This window comes from Hellea balneolensis DSM 19091 (genome assembly GCF_000428525.1).
Taxonomy (GTDB): Bacteria; Pseudomonadota; Alphaproteobacteria; order Caulobacterales; family Maricaulaceae; genus Hellea; species Hellea balneolensis.
The window spans coordinates 769,935-785,340 of sequence record NZ_AUAC01000002.1 but is presented as its reverse complement, the minus strand read 5'-3'; the positions used below and the strand labels follow the sequence as shown (position 1 = coordinate 785,340).

Genomic DNA, 15,406 nt, shown 5'->3' with positions numbered 1-15,406 from the left:
TTACTTAGTCGCAGCAATTTCAGAGGTGATGGTTTTAACAGGTGCAAAAAAACGTTTTCGCCACCAGACAATATCCTCTTCGCAAATATTTTTATAAAGGGCAGCCCAGCGTGTTTTTCGCTCGTCAATAGGCATTTTCAAAGCTTGGCTTATAGCGTCGGCGACACTGTCAGTATCATGAGGATTTACGATCAAGGCGTCGTTCATTTGTTCGGACGCACCAGCAAATTGAGAAAGAACTAGCACGCCGGGATCGTTTGGGTCCTGCGCGGCAATAAATTCCTTAGCCACTAGATTCATACCGTCTTGCAAGGGGGTTACCAGACAAACATCCGCCATTTTGTAGAGCCCTGCAATTTCCTCCCGCGAGTAGCTACGGGCCAGATAGCGGATAGGAATCCAGTCCAAGTCACCATAATCACCATTTATTCGTCCTGCGAGCTGATCCAAGGTTTCCCGTAGATGCGCATATTCATCTACAATAGATCTTGAAGGCGGCGCTATCTGAGTGAAAGAGACATTGCCATGCGTTTTAGGGTAGCTGTCAAACAGTCGGCCAACCGCTTCAAATCGTTGTGGCAGGCCTTTGGAATAATCCATGCGGTCAACGCCTATAATGAGCTGCCGTCCTCCTAAAAAGCGGTTCAGACTTTCTGCGGCATCCTTGGCCATTTTAGAGTTTGCCGTCTCAGAAAATTCAGGCGCGTTCATACCAATCGGACAATGGCGGATCGTAATGATACGGTCGCCGACTTTCATCTGCTCGTCACTTATGACTTCTCCGTTATGATCTTCAGATAGAAAACGTTTGAAATTACGCACGTCATTGTCAGTTTGAAGTCCTATAACATCATAGTCACATAATGCGCGGCCAATGATATCGTGTTGCGGGAGGGCACGGAAAATTTCAGGCGCTGGAAATGGGATATGTAAGAAAAAACCGGTCTTTGCTTCAAGATTTTTTTGCCTGAAATAACTGGCTAAGAGAAAGAAGTGATAATCATGCACCCAGATGAAATCGTCTTTACCGGATATGCCGCTTATAATTTCAGCGAATTTTTCATTTATCTCGCAATAGGCTTCGTAGAATTTATTATCTAAAACAGCCAAGTCTAATCGGTTGTGAAGAAGCGGCCATAGAACACTGTTGGAATAGCCAAGGTAAAACTCCTCATATTGTATTTTGGACATATCACAGAGGGCGAATTCAACGCCATCATCCAGCTTTGTCTGAAGTTTATTTCCTGCATAGTCTTTAACACGGCCGCTCCAACCTACCCAAACCCCCTTTGTTTCAACAAGCGTATCCCAGAGTGCAACAGCGAGTCCGCCAGCACGTGCATTCGGATCCACGGCTGTGCGATTGGAAACAGCAATTAAGCGGCCTTTTTTCGGATCGAATAGCGGTGTCTCTGGCATGATATTACCATAAGAGATGTCTAATAAAACGCCAGTAAAAGCCAGAATTATGGATAAGTTGCTAGTAAAGCACATATATTGTGCGGTGATACTCTACGTTTTGAGCTCTGAGAGGGTAAAGCGATAATTATTCGGCTGCGACCAATTTTTCTGCGGCGCCCAATTCAATTGACAGAAGTTGGGAAACGCCTTGCTCTGCCATTGTAACACCAAACAGTCGGTCCATCCGGCTCATGGTGACAGCGTTATGGGTTATGGTAATGAACTTCGTATTAGTTTGTTCTGTCATTGTATCAAGAAGATTACAATAACGCGCAACATTGGCGTCATCTAGGGGCGCGTCAACTTCGTCGAGTACGCATATCGGTGCTGGGTTTGATAGGAAGACTGCAAAGATAAGCGCTGTGGCCGTCAAAGCCTGCTCACCGCCTGACATAAGGGACATAGAACCAAGCTTTTTACCGGGAGGGCTGACCATAACTTCAAGGCCGGCTTCGAGCGGGTCATCCGACTCTGTTAGCGCTAGGGAGGCTTCACCGCCGCCAAAAAGTGTTGTGAAGAGACGTCCAAAATGACCATTTACGATATCAAAGGCGTTAAGAAGACGTTGGCGACCTTCGGAATTCAGCTCGTCAATGCCCTCGCGCAAACGCGCTATCGCCGCTTCGAGGTCTTGGCGCTCATCATTCATGGCTGATAGGCGCTCTTCTTGTTCGGCTGCCTCTTCATCAGCGCGAAGATTCACGCCGCCCATCTTTTCACGCTCTTTCGATAGGCGTTCCAATTTGCGTTCGATATCATGCTCTGAAAGCCCGCTCTCAGCAGAAAGCTCTCCGAGGTGTGATTTTAGCTCGGACGGTTCGCACTGAAGAGTTTCATTTATACGGGCTTTGGTTTCTCCAATTCGCTCCTCTGCAGCTGTTAACCTTGCTTGCGCGGCGGCCCGAGCCTCACGTGATTCTCCTGCCGCAGTTTCCGCTTCTCTTGCTGCATGGTCGGCTTCGCGGAAGGCGCTTTCAGCTTGGGCGAGAACATCAGCGGCTGTGCTGCGGCGGTTTTCCGCTATTTCCAACTCGCGGAATAATTTATTACGGCGTTCTTCAAACTGATCAGGGCCATCAGTTGCTGCTGTCAGAGATAGCTTAGCGGCGTCTTGACGGCCCTGTAGAGAGGTTACTCTGGATGTGGCTGTTTCTGAACGACGGGTCCAGTCTGCTCGCTCTTTTTCAACAGATGCCAAACGTTGCGCTCTTGCTTCAGCTTCATTTTTTAAGCTTCGATATTGCCCTGTGGCTTCGTCGGCGCGGGCGCGGGCTTCGCTAAGTTTCTCAGAAAGCTCTTCTTGTTGAGCCGATACATCTTCGCCGCCGGCCAATTCATCATTGAGCTTTAGGGAGGTCTCACGCTGAGCTGTAAGTTCTTTGATCTCGCGTTCAAGCCGCTCTAGGCGCTCTTCTAAAGACCGCTTTTGTGCAGACTCCCGGGCGACATCTGTTTCATATTGGGCGAGGGCGGCTTGAGCGGCGCGATCGCGGCGCTCTAAATCAGGAAGGGCTTGGCGCGCAGTTCGAGCCGCTTCATTAGCGGCATTTCGAGCTTCGCGGGCTGTTTCAAATGCGCCTTGGTTTTTTGCGACTTCAGCTTCAGCGAGTTTAATCTCAGCGGCCAATTCGGTGAGGCGGGTTTGCTGCTTTAATTTTATCGCCGCTGAAGTTTCTGCCCCTGCCGCGATTTCAAATCCATCCCAGCGTGCGACATGACCATCTGTCGTGACAAGGCGCTGTCCTGGGCCAAGAGTGCGGGCAAGTGTGACAATGTAATTGGCGTCCACAACACCGATTTGGGAGAGCCGCGCGGCTAATTCCTTAGGCGCTTTAACAAAATCTGCGAGAGGTTTAGCCCCGACAGGTAAGTTTTGAGGCGGAGCCTCCGCGCCAGTCCAGCGCAGCTGTGCCTCCCCGCCAATAGCGGCATCAAGGTCTTCACCCAAAGCAGCAGCTAGAGCTTGCTCATATCCTTTTTTGACATCAAGAGCTGAAAGGGCTGGAGTCCAATCGGCATTTTCTCCGCGAGATACAACGCGTTCTAGGGCCGATTGTTCAGCTGTTAGAGTGGAGAGCGCCTGTTTGGCATCTGACAAGGCTTCTCTTGCACTTTGATCGTGTGTCTCAGCTTCAGCTTTATTGGCAGCAAGGTTTTGTTCTTTCTCTCTCGCAGCCTCAAGCGCGGTAAGAGCCTCCGTTGCGCCAGCTGCAAACAGGTTACCCGTGGAACCGCCGCTTTTTTGCATAGATGCTAATTTATCTCCTGTATCAGCCTCTTCAGATGTCAGGCGTTCGAGACGATGTTCTATCTGGGATAATTCACGGGCTGCGGAATCGCGCCGGGCATTTTGGTCCGCGGCGCGGCGTGTAAGTTCATTGTAGTCTGTCTCAAGAGAGGAGCGCGATGCAATCGCGGCTTCTGCTTCATCCGCCGCTGCGTCCAGAGCAGCACTGGTGTCTTTTACGGCCTTTAACTTTTCAAACTCTTCGGTCAGCCGGGCTTCAGCCGCGGCGGCATCTTCAACAATCCCTGTCTCGCGGGCCAGGTCAGCGGCAAGTTGTTCAATTTGGTTTTCAAGTTTGCGAATTTCCGTATTTGCCGCATGCTCGTCTTGTTCTAGCGCATCTTTTGCGGCGTTTAAGCGTCCAAGCACAGCCGCGGCAATGATTTGCTCTTCGCGTTTTGGTTCAAGTAAACCGTTTAGCTCGGCGGCTTTCCGAGTTAACTCAGAGGCCTTTGTTGCAGTATCTGCGACTTGGCTTTCACAAGCCTTAAGTGCGTCTTGAGCGCCTGATAATGTATCAAGCGCAGAGACCCAACGTTTTAACCATAGAAGTGCTTTATATTCGTGGATTTCACCCGCGAGCCTTTTATATCTCGCGGCTTGGCGGGATTGGCGGCGCAAAGATAAGAGCTGGCTCTCAATTTGTCCTAAAATATCATCGAGGCGTGAAAGGTTTGTTTCTGCAGCCCGTAAACGTAATTCGGCTTCGTGACGGCGCGTATGTAACCCTGAAATTCCGGCGGCTTCCTCAAGAATACGGCGGCGATTGGACGGCTTGGCCGCAATAAGTTCATTGATCTGGCCTTGACGGACAAGAGCAGGGGAATTTGCACCTGTACTTGCATCTGCAAAAAGAAGCTGAACATCTTTGGCTCTTACGGTCTTATTATTGACCTTATAGGTAGAGCCTTTGCCTTTGGTGATGATACGTGTGATTTCCAAGGTCTCTTCATCATTGAACATAGGCGGCGCGATACGTGCGGAGTTATCGATCGTCAGCGTAACATGAGCTTGATTTCGGCCGGGGCGCTGCTTTGTTCCTGAAAAGATAACATCTTCCATGGCTGAGCCGCGCATAGCCTTGGCTGAGTTTGCGCCCATAACCCAACGAATGGCTTCGAGCAGGTTAGATTTGCCGCAACCATTAGGGCCGACAATACCCGTTAGGCCCGGCTGAATAATAAAATCAGTAGGCTCGACAAAGGATTTAAATCCAGTCAGCTTTATTTGATTGAATGCCAGCGAACCCATCGTGATTACTCAGCTTTAGTCTCAGGCGCTTCGGCGTCAGTTTCTGCCGTTCTGTCAGGGATAGGTTCTCCAAGGAGAGGTAGGATTACGTCTTCAATGGTCTCTAATGTATAGACTTTTTCTTTCTTGCCATTGATGAAAAAAGCTGGTGTTGCGGTAACGCCCATATCCACGCCCGTTTGCATCTTGGCTTTATATTGGTCACGCAGTTCTTGATTTTGCATGCAAGTCACGAATTCATCTTCTGAAAGCCCTGCGGACTTCGCGATTCCAATATAGGCATCGCGCGCTTTCCCTTGTTGACCCATTTTCATGATCTGATTGAAACGCTTGAATTGAAAAGCAATATTCTTGAAGTAGTTTTCGTCAGCGGCACAGAGGGCAATCATGAAGCCTGCATCCGCATATTCAGGTACGCCTGTAACATATTCGCGAAACACATAGCGCACTTTACCTGTATCGACATATTTTTTCTTGAATTCAGGATAAACTTGATTGTGCCAACCTGCGCATGCACCGCAAGCGACCGAGGCATATTCAACGACTGTCACAGGCGCGTCAGGGCTACCTGTGACATGGTCATTGGGAACAAGATATTCAGAATTGCTGCCGGTTGCGGAGGTCGGCTTGGCTGAGTCTCCGCCGCTACACGCAGTTAGTGTCAAGGCTGCTAGGCCGACTATAAGGGCACGTTTAAGCGAATCGATTTTAAAATAATCAGTCATATCAAATACTCTCAATTTCCAATAAGATAGCAAGGGCGCGTTAAGTGTTTGTTAATATCTTAAGGCGGTTTAAATAGAGCAAAGATGTGGATAAAAAAGCCTCTTATGCAGTGCTATTACGCCCTTCATTGAAAAGCGGCTCTGCGCTTCTCTGTCATATGGATAAAATGCGATATCTATGCCAGGCGTAGTTTATGACAACAAATACGATAGATTTTGGCTTTGAAGAGGTTCCTGTTGAGGAGAAACAATCACGCGTGCGCGGTGTTTTCGACTCGGTCGCGCAAAATTATGACCTGATGAATGATGCCATGTCGTTGGGCATCCACCGCGTTTGGAAAAACCTTACGATTACCAAGTTAAACCCTCAACCTGGTGAAGTGCTGATTGATGTCGCGGGCGGGACAGGAGATCTTGCACGCCGCTTTATAAAGAAAGCTGATGAGGTGCGTCTTCGCAGGGGCGGGGATTCAGTTAGAGCTTACATATGTGATATAAATGCTGAGATGTTATTAGCAGGAATTGATCCTAAAAAAGATGATGGCATGGACTTGAATCGAGTGTGCGGTAATGCACAATGCTTACCGTTTCCTGATAATTATGCAGACGCTATAACAATAGCCTTTGGCATTCGAAATGTAACCGATCGCGACATGGCTCTGCGTGATTTTCTTAGAGTCCTAAAGCCTGGCGGGCGTCTCTTTGTGTTAGAATTCTCTACACCACCAGAGAAAGTGTTGCGCAGCATATATGATGCCTATTCATTCAATGTCATACCCAAGCTTGGCGGTTTACTTGCGGGCGATGCGCCGAGTTATCAATATTTGGTTGAGTCTATTCGTAAGTTTCCTCGGCAAGATACATTTACAGACATGATAAAAGACGCCGGGTTTGCCCGCGTCAGCTATCATGATTTCACAGGCGGTATTGCCGCCCTGCATTGGGGTTGGAAAGTTTAAATCCTTTCCAACGATTGGGACTGGTAGGTTTAAAGCTTAGCGGCGCGAGTTTTTGGCTTTACGCGCGGCATATTTAGCATCGCGGCGAGCTTTTGCAGCACGTTCCATTTCGATTTTGGCTTTTTGTGCAGCTTCTTGAGCGAGTTTATGTTTACGCTCTTTTTCAGCCTTCTCTTCAGCAGCTTTTTTAAGCTTGGCTTTGCGCGCAACCTCTTTTTCGGCTTCACGTTTGGCGCGTTCTTCATTGCGCTTAGCACGCTCTTCCATGAGTTTCGCTTTTTCCTCAGGGTCCAGCTCTTTTGCTTTCGCGCGTTTGAGCATAGCTAACTTAGCTTCTTTTTGCTCTTTCAAGCGATCGTTGAATGTAGAACCCGTAAAACTCATAAAGATAAATCCTCAATAAAATAATGGCTGCCGCGATATGGCTCAGCTCGATATGAGCGCTATATCGCGGTTAACGTTTGAGAAATCAAGGGTTAGCTCTGTGAAAAACTTTCTCAGAAGCAAGTCTGGTTTAGAAACGTCCAGAAACCGTAAAGCGGGCATTGAGCGGTGCGCCAACGGTGGCTTGATGGGTGCTGTGCGAGGACGGGAAATAAACTGTGTCCGTCAGATTTTCGATATTTACTTGTATACGCATATCATCGTTCACATCATAATATGCCGCCGCATCTAAACGTGTAAAAGAGGGAAGCGTCGGATGACTAGAGGATGGTGCGCCTATATCCAAATCGCTAATGAACGCTTCGTCCTGATAGGTTGCGCCTAGACCGAGTCCAAACCGGTCTGTGACTTGGAAATTTGACCAGATTGAAAATGTGTTTTCAGGTAACTCTCGCGGTAACTCTTGGGCCACACCTATATCATTAAAATCTGTTTTGCCTTTTAGATTGGCATACCCTGCTCTGACATATAGACGCTCTGTAAATTGTCCTTCGAGTTGAAGTTCAAATCCATCAACTTCCAAGCCGCGTCTTTCAAGATCTTCTGGTGCTCCGTCAATAGCAGCATCGATCGTTTGCTCATTTTGAAAATAAGCGGCTGTGAAGCTAAGGCCTGAAACAATATCCCACTTTAGACCTGCCTCCAAGCTTTCAAAGACATCTGGTTCAAAAAGTTGTGTGGTATTGCTGACAGATGCAAATTGTCCGCCGGAGCGCGGCAAGAAACTTTGGCTAAAACTGCCGTAAAAAGAGACGTTCTCTTGGGGTTTTAAAACAAGTCCTAGGCGAGGGGAAATCTCTTCATCTTTACGTCCGCGCTGTTCACTGGTTTTGAGGTCATCGACTTCGAAGTCAAAGCTATCAAAGCGAGCTCCGATAACGATATCTAGCTTATCAGACAAAGCAATCTCATCTTGGATAAAGGCTGAAAAGACTTTTACGTCAGCTTCAGTGTTGTCATTTACATTACCGAATCCGACTGTGAACGCGTTGCCGTCGGAGTCAACACCACTGCCGCCGAAAAAGTTTAAAGGACGCGCAATAATAAAGTCTTCACGGTCATCACCAGCGCCATCTGCGCCAAAAGGAAACTCTGGGTTAAAGCGATCATTATTATTTGATGTGTCTCTATATTCGAGGCCCGTCACAATTGTATGCTCGATTCTGCCCGTGGCGAATTCGCCGATGAGGTTTCCGGAGAGGTTAAAGCTCTTGCGTTGTGTTGTGTCCACGTAACCATCAAGGCGCACGACACCGCTTGTTCCATCAGCCGTCAATGAACGAAGGTCTTGCGCATAAAAATTCTGATATAATTTATCAAAATCGCTATAGCTCGCATTGAAGACACCTTTGAGATTGTTTGAAAACTCTTGTGTGAGTGTCGCCCGCAGGACGTGAGCTTTGTTCTGAGCAGTATTAAGCTCGGGATCGCCAAAGACTATATCTTTAAAGGCTTTGACGGGCTCGCCGTCACCTCCTGTCAGATCATTTACCGGGATGCCTCGGTCAATAAAGCGTTGATTGTCGATATATTCATATGAGAGATCGACGATTGTTTGTGGGGAAAGTTCGAAACGGGCTGTCGGGTTTATCGCGAAGCGATCTCCATCATAAAAATCGCGATGATTGTTCAAATTCTCATACATCCCATTGATGCGGATTGCAGAGTTATCGCTAGTCGCAAAATTACTGTCCAGTTCAAGACCAAAGGCGCCGAATGTATCTAGCGAAGCTTTATAGCCTGTGAATTGTTCTCCTAACTGTCCCTTTTTCGTCACGCGGTTTACGAGGCCACCCGTTCCGCCACGACCGAAAAGAAGGGCATTCGCACCGCGTAAGATTTCGACCTGTTCAATATTATATAGTCCGCGGTAATATTGAACGTCATCCCGCACGCCATCTACAAAGAAATCAGCTGTCGATCTGACACCGCGAAAAACAACAGCGTCTCGGTGGCCTTCGCCTTGTGTATTTGTAACGCCCGGGATGTAGTTGATGATATCACCAACGCTATCAAAGCCCTGATTCGTGATTTGGTCAGCCGTCACAATGGATAAGGATTGCGGTACATCGATAATCGGGGTTGGACTTTTAAGAGCGTTAATTTGATCAACATAGAGATACTTACCCGTGACGACGATTTCGTCCTGTGATTGGGATTGTGCCGATGCATTCACGGCTGTGACGAGGCCTATCGCAGAGCCTAAAAGGAGTTTCAGAAATGTGGATGTGTTCGTCGTGATAGCCATTTACTTCGGTGCCCTTCGGAGTTTTTGTAAGTTGCAATTCAATTTGAGAATAATTCTTAATTACAAGATTGTTAGTGTTCTTGCGAGTGAGTTGCAAGTGAAAAGTGTCTGTTTTTCTAAGGATAATAAATATAAAAAGTTATTACTTGTGAATCATTCTCAATTATGAAAACACTGCATATGAGAATGAGTCGCAATTATAGGAATTAGCAATGCACCCCTTTGTAGAGAATAAATGTATCACCGATCTCGGTTTTGGAAGTGGGTTTGCTTTATGGGGATTTCGCGCGATTGCATCGGGTAAGACAGGGTGTTGTCATTTTACAGCGGGATTTAACCGCGCTTTCTCAATGGATAATGATGCTCTTAAATCCCAACATGGCGGTACAGCTGGACGGCTGGCCATGAACGCTCTTAAAAGTTTTTCCTATCAGTTAGGTGTATTAGGCACGCGAAAGATCACATTGTCTTCTCCCGGAACCTTTCGTGTTACGGCTGATGAGCTTTCTATCGTCGCGGCATTAGCGGCAGCGCAAGAGGGGAGAGATGATCTTTGTCATTTACACCTGACATGGTTATTGGCTCAGCATGATACGGTTTACGCCCGCCATGCGGCTGTGACTTATGGTATTATTTGCGCCCAAGCGGATATAAATATTGAAAGCCTTGCATCCGAAGGTGTCAGGCCTCCCTCAAAACAGTCTCATCCGATAAAAGCACAACAAGTTATTGGAGCTTTATATTGAGCCATAAAAAACCGTCCAAAAGGACGGTTTAGTAATTTTTCGGGACAAGGATGAACATCTATCCTTCTTTTTGCTCTGGATATGAGATGGTTGGCGCGAGGTTCTTTAAAACCTCTCTGGCATTGAATGCATTATCTTTATTGGCAGGTTTCGCACCGCGTCCAAACTTGACTTCAGCTGTTGCGCGATATTTGGTAATTTCGCGCACGTCATAATCGTCAAAGAACGGATCATATCCAAAGGACGGTCCAAACCCAAATCCTCTCTGCCCGAAACCCCTGCGTCCATAGCCACGTCCGCGAGGGCCATAAAAACCACCAAATCGAGAAAACGCATAGCCGCGGCTCCATCCATAACGGGGGCGATAAAAGCTATAGCCAAAGTAAGGGTCATAAAGTCCGCGGCTTATACCCGGACTAGCTCGAAGGCGTGTCTTTTGTTCAGTTTCGCGCTCAGCTAGGGTGAAATGGTCAAACCCACGTTCTGTAGCAATCTCGGCCGCGCGGTAGAGAAGATAATTCTCAACAGTTTCACGTTCCGTCAGGGAATTTCCACCAAATGTCACGCGGGCGCGATCATTTTCTATCATCGTTTGACTAAACCCGTCAAATCCGCCGGCTTTTGAAGCGGGTTGATAAGGGGTTGAGGTGGCGCATGCCGCAAGAATTGCAGCGGAAGCGGCCATTAAGAGGTGACGTAATTTCATCTGGGTGTCTCCTATATTACGAACTTCAATAGCGCGCAGTCCCTGAACGCACGATGAAAATCTAATTCATTTAAGGGTATTTTACAATATTAGGCGCTGCACAAAGGCGTGATGACAACGCTATCGTTTGTGTAAATTTCGTAATGAAATCAGGGCCCAAGCCGTTAAGAGGGTGACTGTAATTAAAGTTGGCGCGCTATAAATGACAGCCATATCACTGACAAAGAACAGCGCAAGACTCAAGCAAATCCAAGGTAGAAGCAACAGGATTGCCCATAATAGTGGTTTCTTTTCAGCCCCTTTTTTATAGGCCTTCCACGCAATCAGACCTGTGAGAGTTGCTGGAATATAGGCAAATGCGCCTACCCCAAAGCAAAGTAGAAAAGCGGATAGAATGCCCCAAATATGCGTATCATTTTCCAGAAAACTGAAGAAAAAAACCGTAGAATATATGAAGACTGTTATTGCGGCCATACTGGCTAGAACTGTAGCAATCGCATCTGCCAAGGTGCCACGTGCGGGACTTCGCTGTTGATGTGCTGTTTCTATTATGGGGGCAATAGGTTCCATGTCTCTGCTTAATCCCATCGAGTTTAACAGCTTATGAATTCACCCGTGCGAGTTCCGCCGTAGTCCATCAAGACTTCATCGCGCGATATGTCTTAATAAGGCCGATGGCTGACAGACTTAGATAAATACCAATTATTGTGCCTTTGGTACTATTTGAAAATGTTGATGCCTCAAAAGCGGGGCGTAGTAATTCCAGTATGATTATGGGGGCGAAAACTAAGACCAAATTTGAACCCCTCATGGGAACCTCCGACTACAATCAGAGAGCCTTGCAAGAGATGTGCCTTGTTGGCATTAAAAAGCCCCGCACAAGGCGAGGCTTAGAGTTACTTGTATCATCATAACCACGAGAGCCCGCCGCTTCGCGGCGAGTGGGTTATGTTGATATTAGTGCGCAATAACTGCCAATAGAAGCAACGCGATGATATTTGTAATCTTGATCATCGGGTTGACGGCCGGGCCGGCTGTGTCCTTATAAGGATCGCCAACTGTATCACCAGTTACGGAGGCTTTGTGAGCTTCAGAACCTTTACCGCCATGGTGACCGTCTTCGATATACTTCTTGGCATTATCCCAAGCGCCGCCACCCGCTGTCATAGACAGAGCCACGAAGAGACCTGTCACGATAACGCCGAGAAGCATCGCGCCGAGAGCTGACACTGCCGCCGCGTTACCTGCTGTGAATTTCACAGCGAAGAACAGCACAATAGGCGCGAGGATGGGCAGAAGTGATGGCTTGATCATTTCTTTAATCGCTGCACCCGTCAGAAGGTCAACCGCTTTGGCGTAATCTGGACGAGATGTTCCCGCCATGATGCCGGGATCCGCTTTGAACTGACGGCGGACTTCTTCCACAATTGCACCTGCCGCACGGCCAACAGATTGCATAGCCCATGCGCCAAAGAGATATGGGAGCATGCCGCCAATGAAGAGACCGACGATAACGTAAGGGTCGGTCAGGCTAAAGGTTAGCGCGCCAAGACCGTCAAAGAATGAGCCAGGTTTTGCGATGGAGGCAAAATACTCAACGTCTTTGTAATAAGCCGCAAAAAGCACAAGCGCGCCGAGACCCGCTGATGCAATCGCGTAACCTTTGGTCACAGCTTTTGTGGTGTTACCAACCGCGTCGAGAGCGTCTGTTGTATTGCGGACTTCAGATGGCAGTTCAGCCATTTCCGCAATGCCGCCCGCATTATCAGTCACAGGACCGAAAGCGTCGAGCGCAACAATCATACCGGCAACGCCAAGCATGGCCGTCACAGCAATCGCGATGCCGTAAAGACCCGCAAGGCTGAATGTCGCGATAATACCGAATACAATGATGAGAACAGGAACAGCTGTCGCTTCCATAGAGACCGCAAGGCCTTGAATAACATTTGTGCCGTGCCCAGATTCAGAGGCTGCAGCAACAGATTGAACAGGCTTATATTTTGTCCCTGTATAATATTCGGTTACAACAACAATCGCGCCTGTAATCATAAGTCCGATAAGCGAGCAGATAAAGAGCGCTTTACCTGTCATGCCTGTATCTTCAATAGCGCCGAAGCCAACCATGTGATGCGTGACAGCACCAATCGCGAGAGCAGACAGAACACCCGTTGCGATGAGGCCTTTATAAAGAGCGCCCATAACATTGGTTGACCCTTTGCCGAGGCGGACAAAGTAAGTGCCGATGATGGATGTGATAATACACACAGCGGCAATCGCCATTGGATACAGCGCAAGTGAACCCACTGCGCCAAACATGATAGAGCCAAGAACCATTGTGGCCGCGATAGTCACGACATAGGTCTCAAATAGGTCAGCCGCCATACCTGCACAGTCACCAACATTGTCGCCAACATTGTCAGCGATAGTAGCTGGGTTACGCGGATCATCCTCTGGGATGCCTGCTTCGACTTTACCAACCAAGTCACCGCCAACGTCAGCACCTTTGGTAAAGATACCACCTCCGAGACGCGCAAAGACTGAAATCAAAGACGCGCCGAGTGACAGAGACACAAGCCCGTCAATGATTTCGCGAGAATCCGCGCCCATAACTTGGGTTAGGATGAGGTAATAGCCAGCTAAGCCGAGCAGGGCGAAACCTGCGACCAGCATTCCTGTAATAGCGCCGGCTTTAAAAGCGACGTTAAGGCCTTTGCCAAGGCTTTCGCGTGAGGCTTCAGTTGTCCGTACATTGGCTTGGACTGATACGAGCATGCCGACATAGCCCGCAATGCCCGAGAGTACCGCACCTAGCACAAAGCCGACAGGGGCAATGGCATTACGGAAAAGTACTAAGAGCAGGATGGTGACCACGACGCCAACAATGGCAATGGTCTTGTATTGCTTGTTTAGATAGGCTTTCGCGCCTTCTTGAATCGCGCCTGCGATTTCGTTCATGCGTTCATTGCCGGTTGAAGCCTTCATCAGGCTGGCACGGGTGATGATCCCGTAAAGCACGGCTATCAAGCCTGCTGCTATGATAAGATAAAGAGTCATTTGTGATCTCTCCTCATAATTTGAGCCGCTTACCTCCTTTTAAAGAGGTATGGGCTTCGGTGTTATGAAGTTGGCCGCATCTCTATCGGACGCGCTTCCCCTCGCTTAAGTGAAGTTGGCCGTATAGTCCTCCCAGACATACGCTTCCCCTCGCGGTTAATAGGATGTTGATAGCGGATTTACGAGTTTAATCAAGAGGCAGAGTTGATAGCAAAATACCCGCTTGATTTCTTATCAAACGGGTATTTTTAATTTGAGTAATTTAGACTGAGGATTTTAAATCGCGGCTTTGATGCCTTGGTTTATAAGTTGACCTGCTTTTTCTCTGGACTCCCATCCCAAAATTTTGACCCATTTATCGGGTTCAAGGTCTTTGTAGTGTGCGAAGAAGTGCGGAATACGGTCTTGCAGTACTTGGGGCAGATCAGTGTAGTCCTGAATCTGGTCATAATATTGCGTAAGCTTATTATGTGGAACCGCCACAATTTTTTCGTCTATTCCAGCTTCGTCTTCCATCATAAGAACGCCGACGGGGCGGGCCCGAATGACAGCCCCCGGCACAAGGGCGCGATTACCAACAACTAAAACATCAGTTGGGTCTCCGTCATCTGATAATGTGTGCGGGATGAAACCATAATTACAGGGATAACGCATGGAAGTGTAGAGGAACCGGTCCACAAACATAGCTCCAGATTCTTTATCAAGTTCATATTTTATGGGCTCTCCGCCAAGGGGAACCTCAATAATGACATTGACGTCATAGGGAGGGTTTTCACCGACAGAAATTTTGGACATATCCATGTGTTTATCTCATATATTTTAAGTCGGGCGCGTCTTAGCGCGGCTGATTGCGAATGCAAGGCTTAATGGCTGCTCGTGGACCAAATAGCCCATAATCCTGAAGCAATCATGACCAAGCCTATAAAAATGTTAAAAGCCCGTGCTTGTCTTTCATTATTGAGCCAGCGCCTGATTTTTTGCGCGCCATAAGCATATGCGCCTAAGCCCAGTAACTCAGTCGCTGTTACAGTGACAAACATAATAAAAACTTGTTGAGGAATAGAATAGGACGGATCAAAATAATTGGGTAGTAACAGGCCAAAATAGACAAGCGGCATTGGACTTGAGAGCTGCAAGGCAAGACCTCTTGAATATAGCTTCCCCCGAGGCGGCGCCTCTGCGGCCTGAGCATTGGGGTCGTGGAGGGGGCCGAACATCGCAGACAGGGCTAAATAAAGAATCACCAAAACGCCTGCGACTTTGAGTGCTAAAAAAGCCTTGGGAAAAGTTGTAGCAAGGGCCGCCGCGCCTGAGGCTGCTAGCAATAACCAAATCACATTTGCGCTGGCAATTCCGAGTGCAGGTAACATGGCCGGCCTGAAGCCGTAGCGAAAAGACGACGCCATCACGAGCATAACTGCGGGGCCGGGGGTAAGACCGCCAATACCAAACAGAGCGACTAGCGCCAGCCAGAGTTCCAAAGACATAACGCCCCTTAAAAAGCTTAGCAGATATGTGCAATCCT

12 protein-coding genes are annotated in these 15,406 nt (G+C 48.1%); 2 read left to right on the top strand and 10 right to left on the bottom strand.

What is annotated here, in order from left to right:
* The 3 genes from F569_RS16355 to F569_RS16350 all read right to left on the bottom strand — a co-directional run bounded on the left by F569_RS16355 (position 1) and on the right by F569_RS16350 (position 5,724).
* A complete protein-coding gene (locus F569_RS16355) occupies positions 1-1,419 on the bottom strand; it encodes an alpha,alpha-trehalose-phosphate synthase (UDP-forming) (protein ID WP_051279434.1) in 1,419 nt (472 codons plus the stop codon).
* Between the two features lie 127 nt (positions 1,420-1,546).
* Entirely contained in the window at positions 1,547-4,999 is a 3,453-nt protein-coding gene (gene smc, locus F569_RS0103860) for a chromosome segregation protein SMC (protein WP_051279249.1), read from the bottom strand.
* A gap of 5 nt (positions 5,000-5,004) precedes the next feature.
* Positions 5,005-5,724: a thioredoxin domain-containing protein gene (locus tag F569_RS16350; protein WP_051279247.1), complete on the bottom strand. Its 720-nt coding sequence runs from the start codon at positions 5,722-5,724 to the stop codon at positions 5,005-5,007.
* 194 nt (positions 5,725-5,918) lie between these two features.
* Here F569_RS16350 and F569_RS0103850 point away from each other — a divergent pair, with 194 nt between their 5' ends.
* Positions 5,919-6,683 (top strand): class I SAM-dependent methyltransferase, encoded by a 765-nt coding sequence (locus F569_RS0103850; protein WP_026941125.1) that lies wholly within the window; start codon positions 5,919-5,921, stop codon positions 6,681-6,683.
* Positions 6,684-6,719: 36 nt separating this feature from the next.
* Here F569_RS0103850 and F569_RS0103845 read toward each other — a convergent pair whose 3' ends face one another.
* Positions 6,720-7,067: a DUF6481 family protein gene (locus F569_RS0103845; protein WP_034387172.1), complete on the bottom strand. Its 348-nt coding sequence runs from the start codon at positions 7,065-7,067 to the stop codon at positions 6,720-6,722.
* Between the two features lie 130 nt (positions 7,068-7,197).
* Positions 7,198-9,375 carry a TonB-dependent receptor gene (locus F569_RS0103840; RefSeq protein WP_034387169.1) on the bottom strand — a complete coding sequence of 726 codons (2,178 nt, stop codon included), beginning with the start codon at positions 9,373-9,375 and terminating at the stop codon, positions 7,198-7,200.
* 212 nt (positions 9,376-9,587) lie between these two features.
* Between F569_RS0103840 and F569_RS0103835 the strand changes: the two genes are divergently transcribed.
* Positions 9,588-10,121, top strand: coding sequence for a hypothetical protein (locus F569_RS0103835; protein WP_026941122.1), 534 nt, complete (start codon positions 9,588-9,590; stop codon positions 10,119-10,121).
* A 58-nt stretch (positions 10,122-10,179) separates the two neighbouring features.
* Here F569_RS0103835 and F569_RS0103830 read toward each other — a convergent pair whose 3' ends face one another.
* The 5 genes from F569_RS0103830 to F569_RS0103810 form a co-directional block, all read right to left on the bottom strand.
* On the bottom strand, positions 10,180-10,827 hold the full coding sequence (locus tag F569_RS0103830) for a CC0125/CC1285 family lipoprotein (protein WP_034387166.1): 648 nt from the start codon (positions 10,825-10,827) through the stop codon (positions 10,180-10,182).
* A gap of 120 nt (positions 10,828-10,947) precedes the next feature.
* Positions 10,948-11,397, bottom strand: coding sequence for a hypothetical protein (locus F569_RS0103825; protein WP_026941120.1), 450 nt, complete (start codon positions 11,395-11,397; stop codon positions 10,948-10,950).
* Positions 11,398-11,784: 387 nt separating this feature from the next.
* Positions 11,785-13,881, bottom strand: a complete 2,097-nt coding sequence (locus tag F569_RS0103820; RefSeq protein WP_026941119.1) for a sodium-translocating pyrophosphatase — start codon at positions 13,879-13,881, stop codon at positions 11,785-11,787.
* Between the two features lie 276 nt (positions 13,882-14,157).
* Positions 14,158-14,682 (bottom strand): inorganic diphosphatase, encoded by a 525-nt coding sequence (gene ppa, locus F569_RS0103815; protein ID WP_026941118.1) that lies wholly within the window; start codon positions 14,680-14,682, stop codon positions 14,158-14,160.
* 62 nt (positions 14,683-14,744) lie between these two features.
* Positions 14,745-15,368, bottom strand: a complete 624-nt coding sequence (locus F569_RS0103810; protein WP_026941117.1) for a LysE family translocator — start codon at positions 15,366-15,368, stop codon at positions 14,745-14,747.
* Positions 15,369-15,406 lie beyond the last annotated feature (38 nt).

Coding starts and splice junctions, on each gene's coding strand:
- F569_RS16355 (WP_051279434.1), bottom strand. CDS start 1,419: ATGCCAGAGACACCGCTATTCGATCCGAAAAAAGGCCGCTTAATTGCT.
- smc (WP_051279249.1), bottom strand. CDS start 4,999: ATGGGTTCGCTGGCATTCAATCAAATAAAGCTGACTGGATTTAAATCC.
- F569_RS16350 (WP_051279247.1), bottom strand. CDS start 5,724: ATGACTGATTATTTTAAAATCGATTCGCTTAAACGTGCCCTTATAGTC.
- F569_RS0103850 (WP_026941125.1), top strand. CDS start 5,919: ATGACAACAAATACGATAGATTTTGGCTTTGAAGAGGTTCCTGTTGAG.
- F569_RS0103845 (WP_034387172.1), bottom strand. CDS start 7,067: ATGAGTTTTACGGGTTCTACATTCAACGATCGCTTGAAAGAGCAAAAA.
- F569_RS0103840 (WP_034387169.1), bottom strand. CDS start 9,375: ATGGCTATCACGACGAACACATCCACATTTCTGAAACTCCTTTTAGGC.
- F569_RS0103835 (WP_026941122.1), top strand. CDS start 9,588: ATGCACCCCTTTGTAGAGAATAAATGTATCACCGATCTCGGTTTTGGA.
- F569_RS0103830 (WP_034387166.1), bottom strand. CDS start 10,827: ATGAAATTACGTCACCTCTTAATGGCCGCTTCCGCTGCAATTCTTGCG.
- F569_RS0103825 (WP_026941120.1), bottom strand. CDS start 11,397: ATGGAACCTATTGCCCCCATAATAGAAACAGCACATCAACAGCGAAGT.
- F569_RS0103820 (WP_026941119.1), bottom strand. CDS start 13,881: ATGACTCTTTATCTTATCATAGCAGCAGGCTTGATAGCCGTGCTTTAC.
- ppa (WP_026941118.1), bottom strand. CDS start 14,682: ATGGATATGTCCAAAATTTCTGTCGGTGAAAACCCTCCCTATGACGTC.
- F569_RS0103810 (WP_026941117.1), bottom strand. CDS start 15,368: ATGTCTTTGGAACTCTGGCTGGCGCTAGTCGCTCTGTTTGGTATTGGC.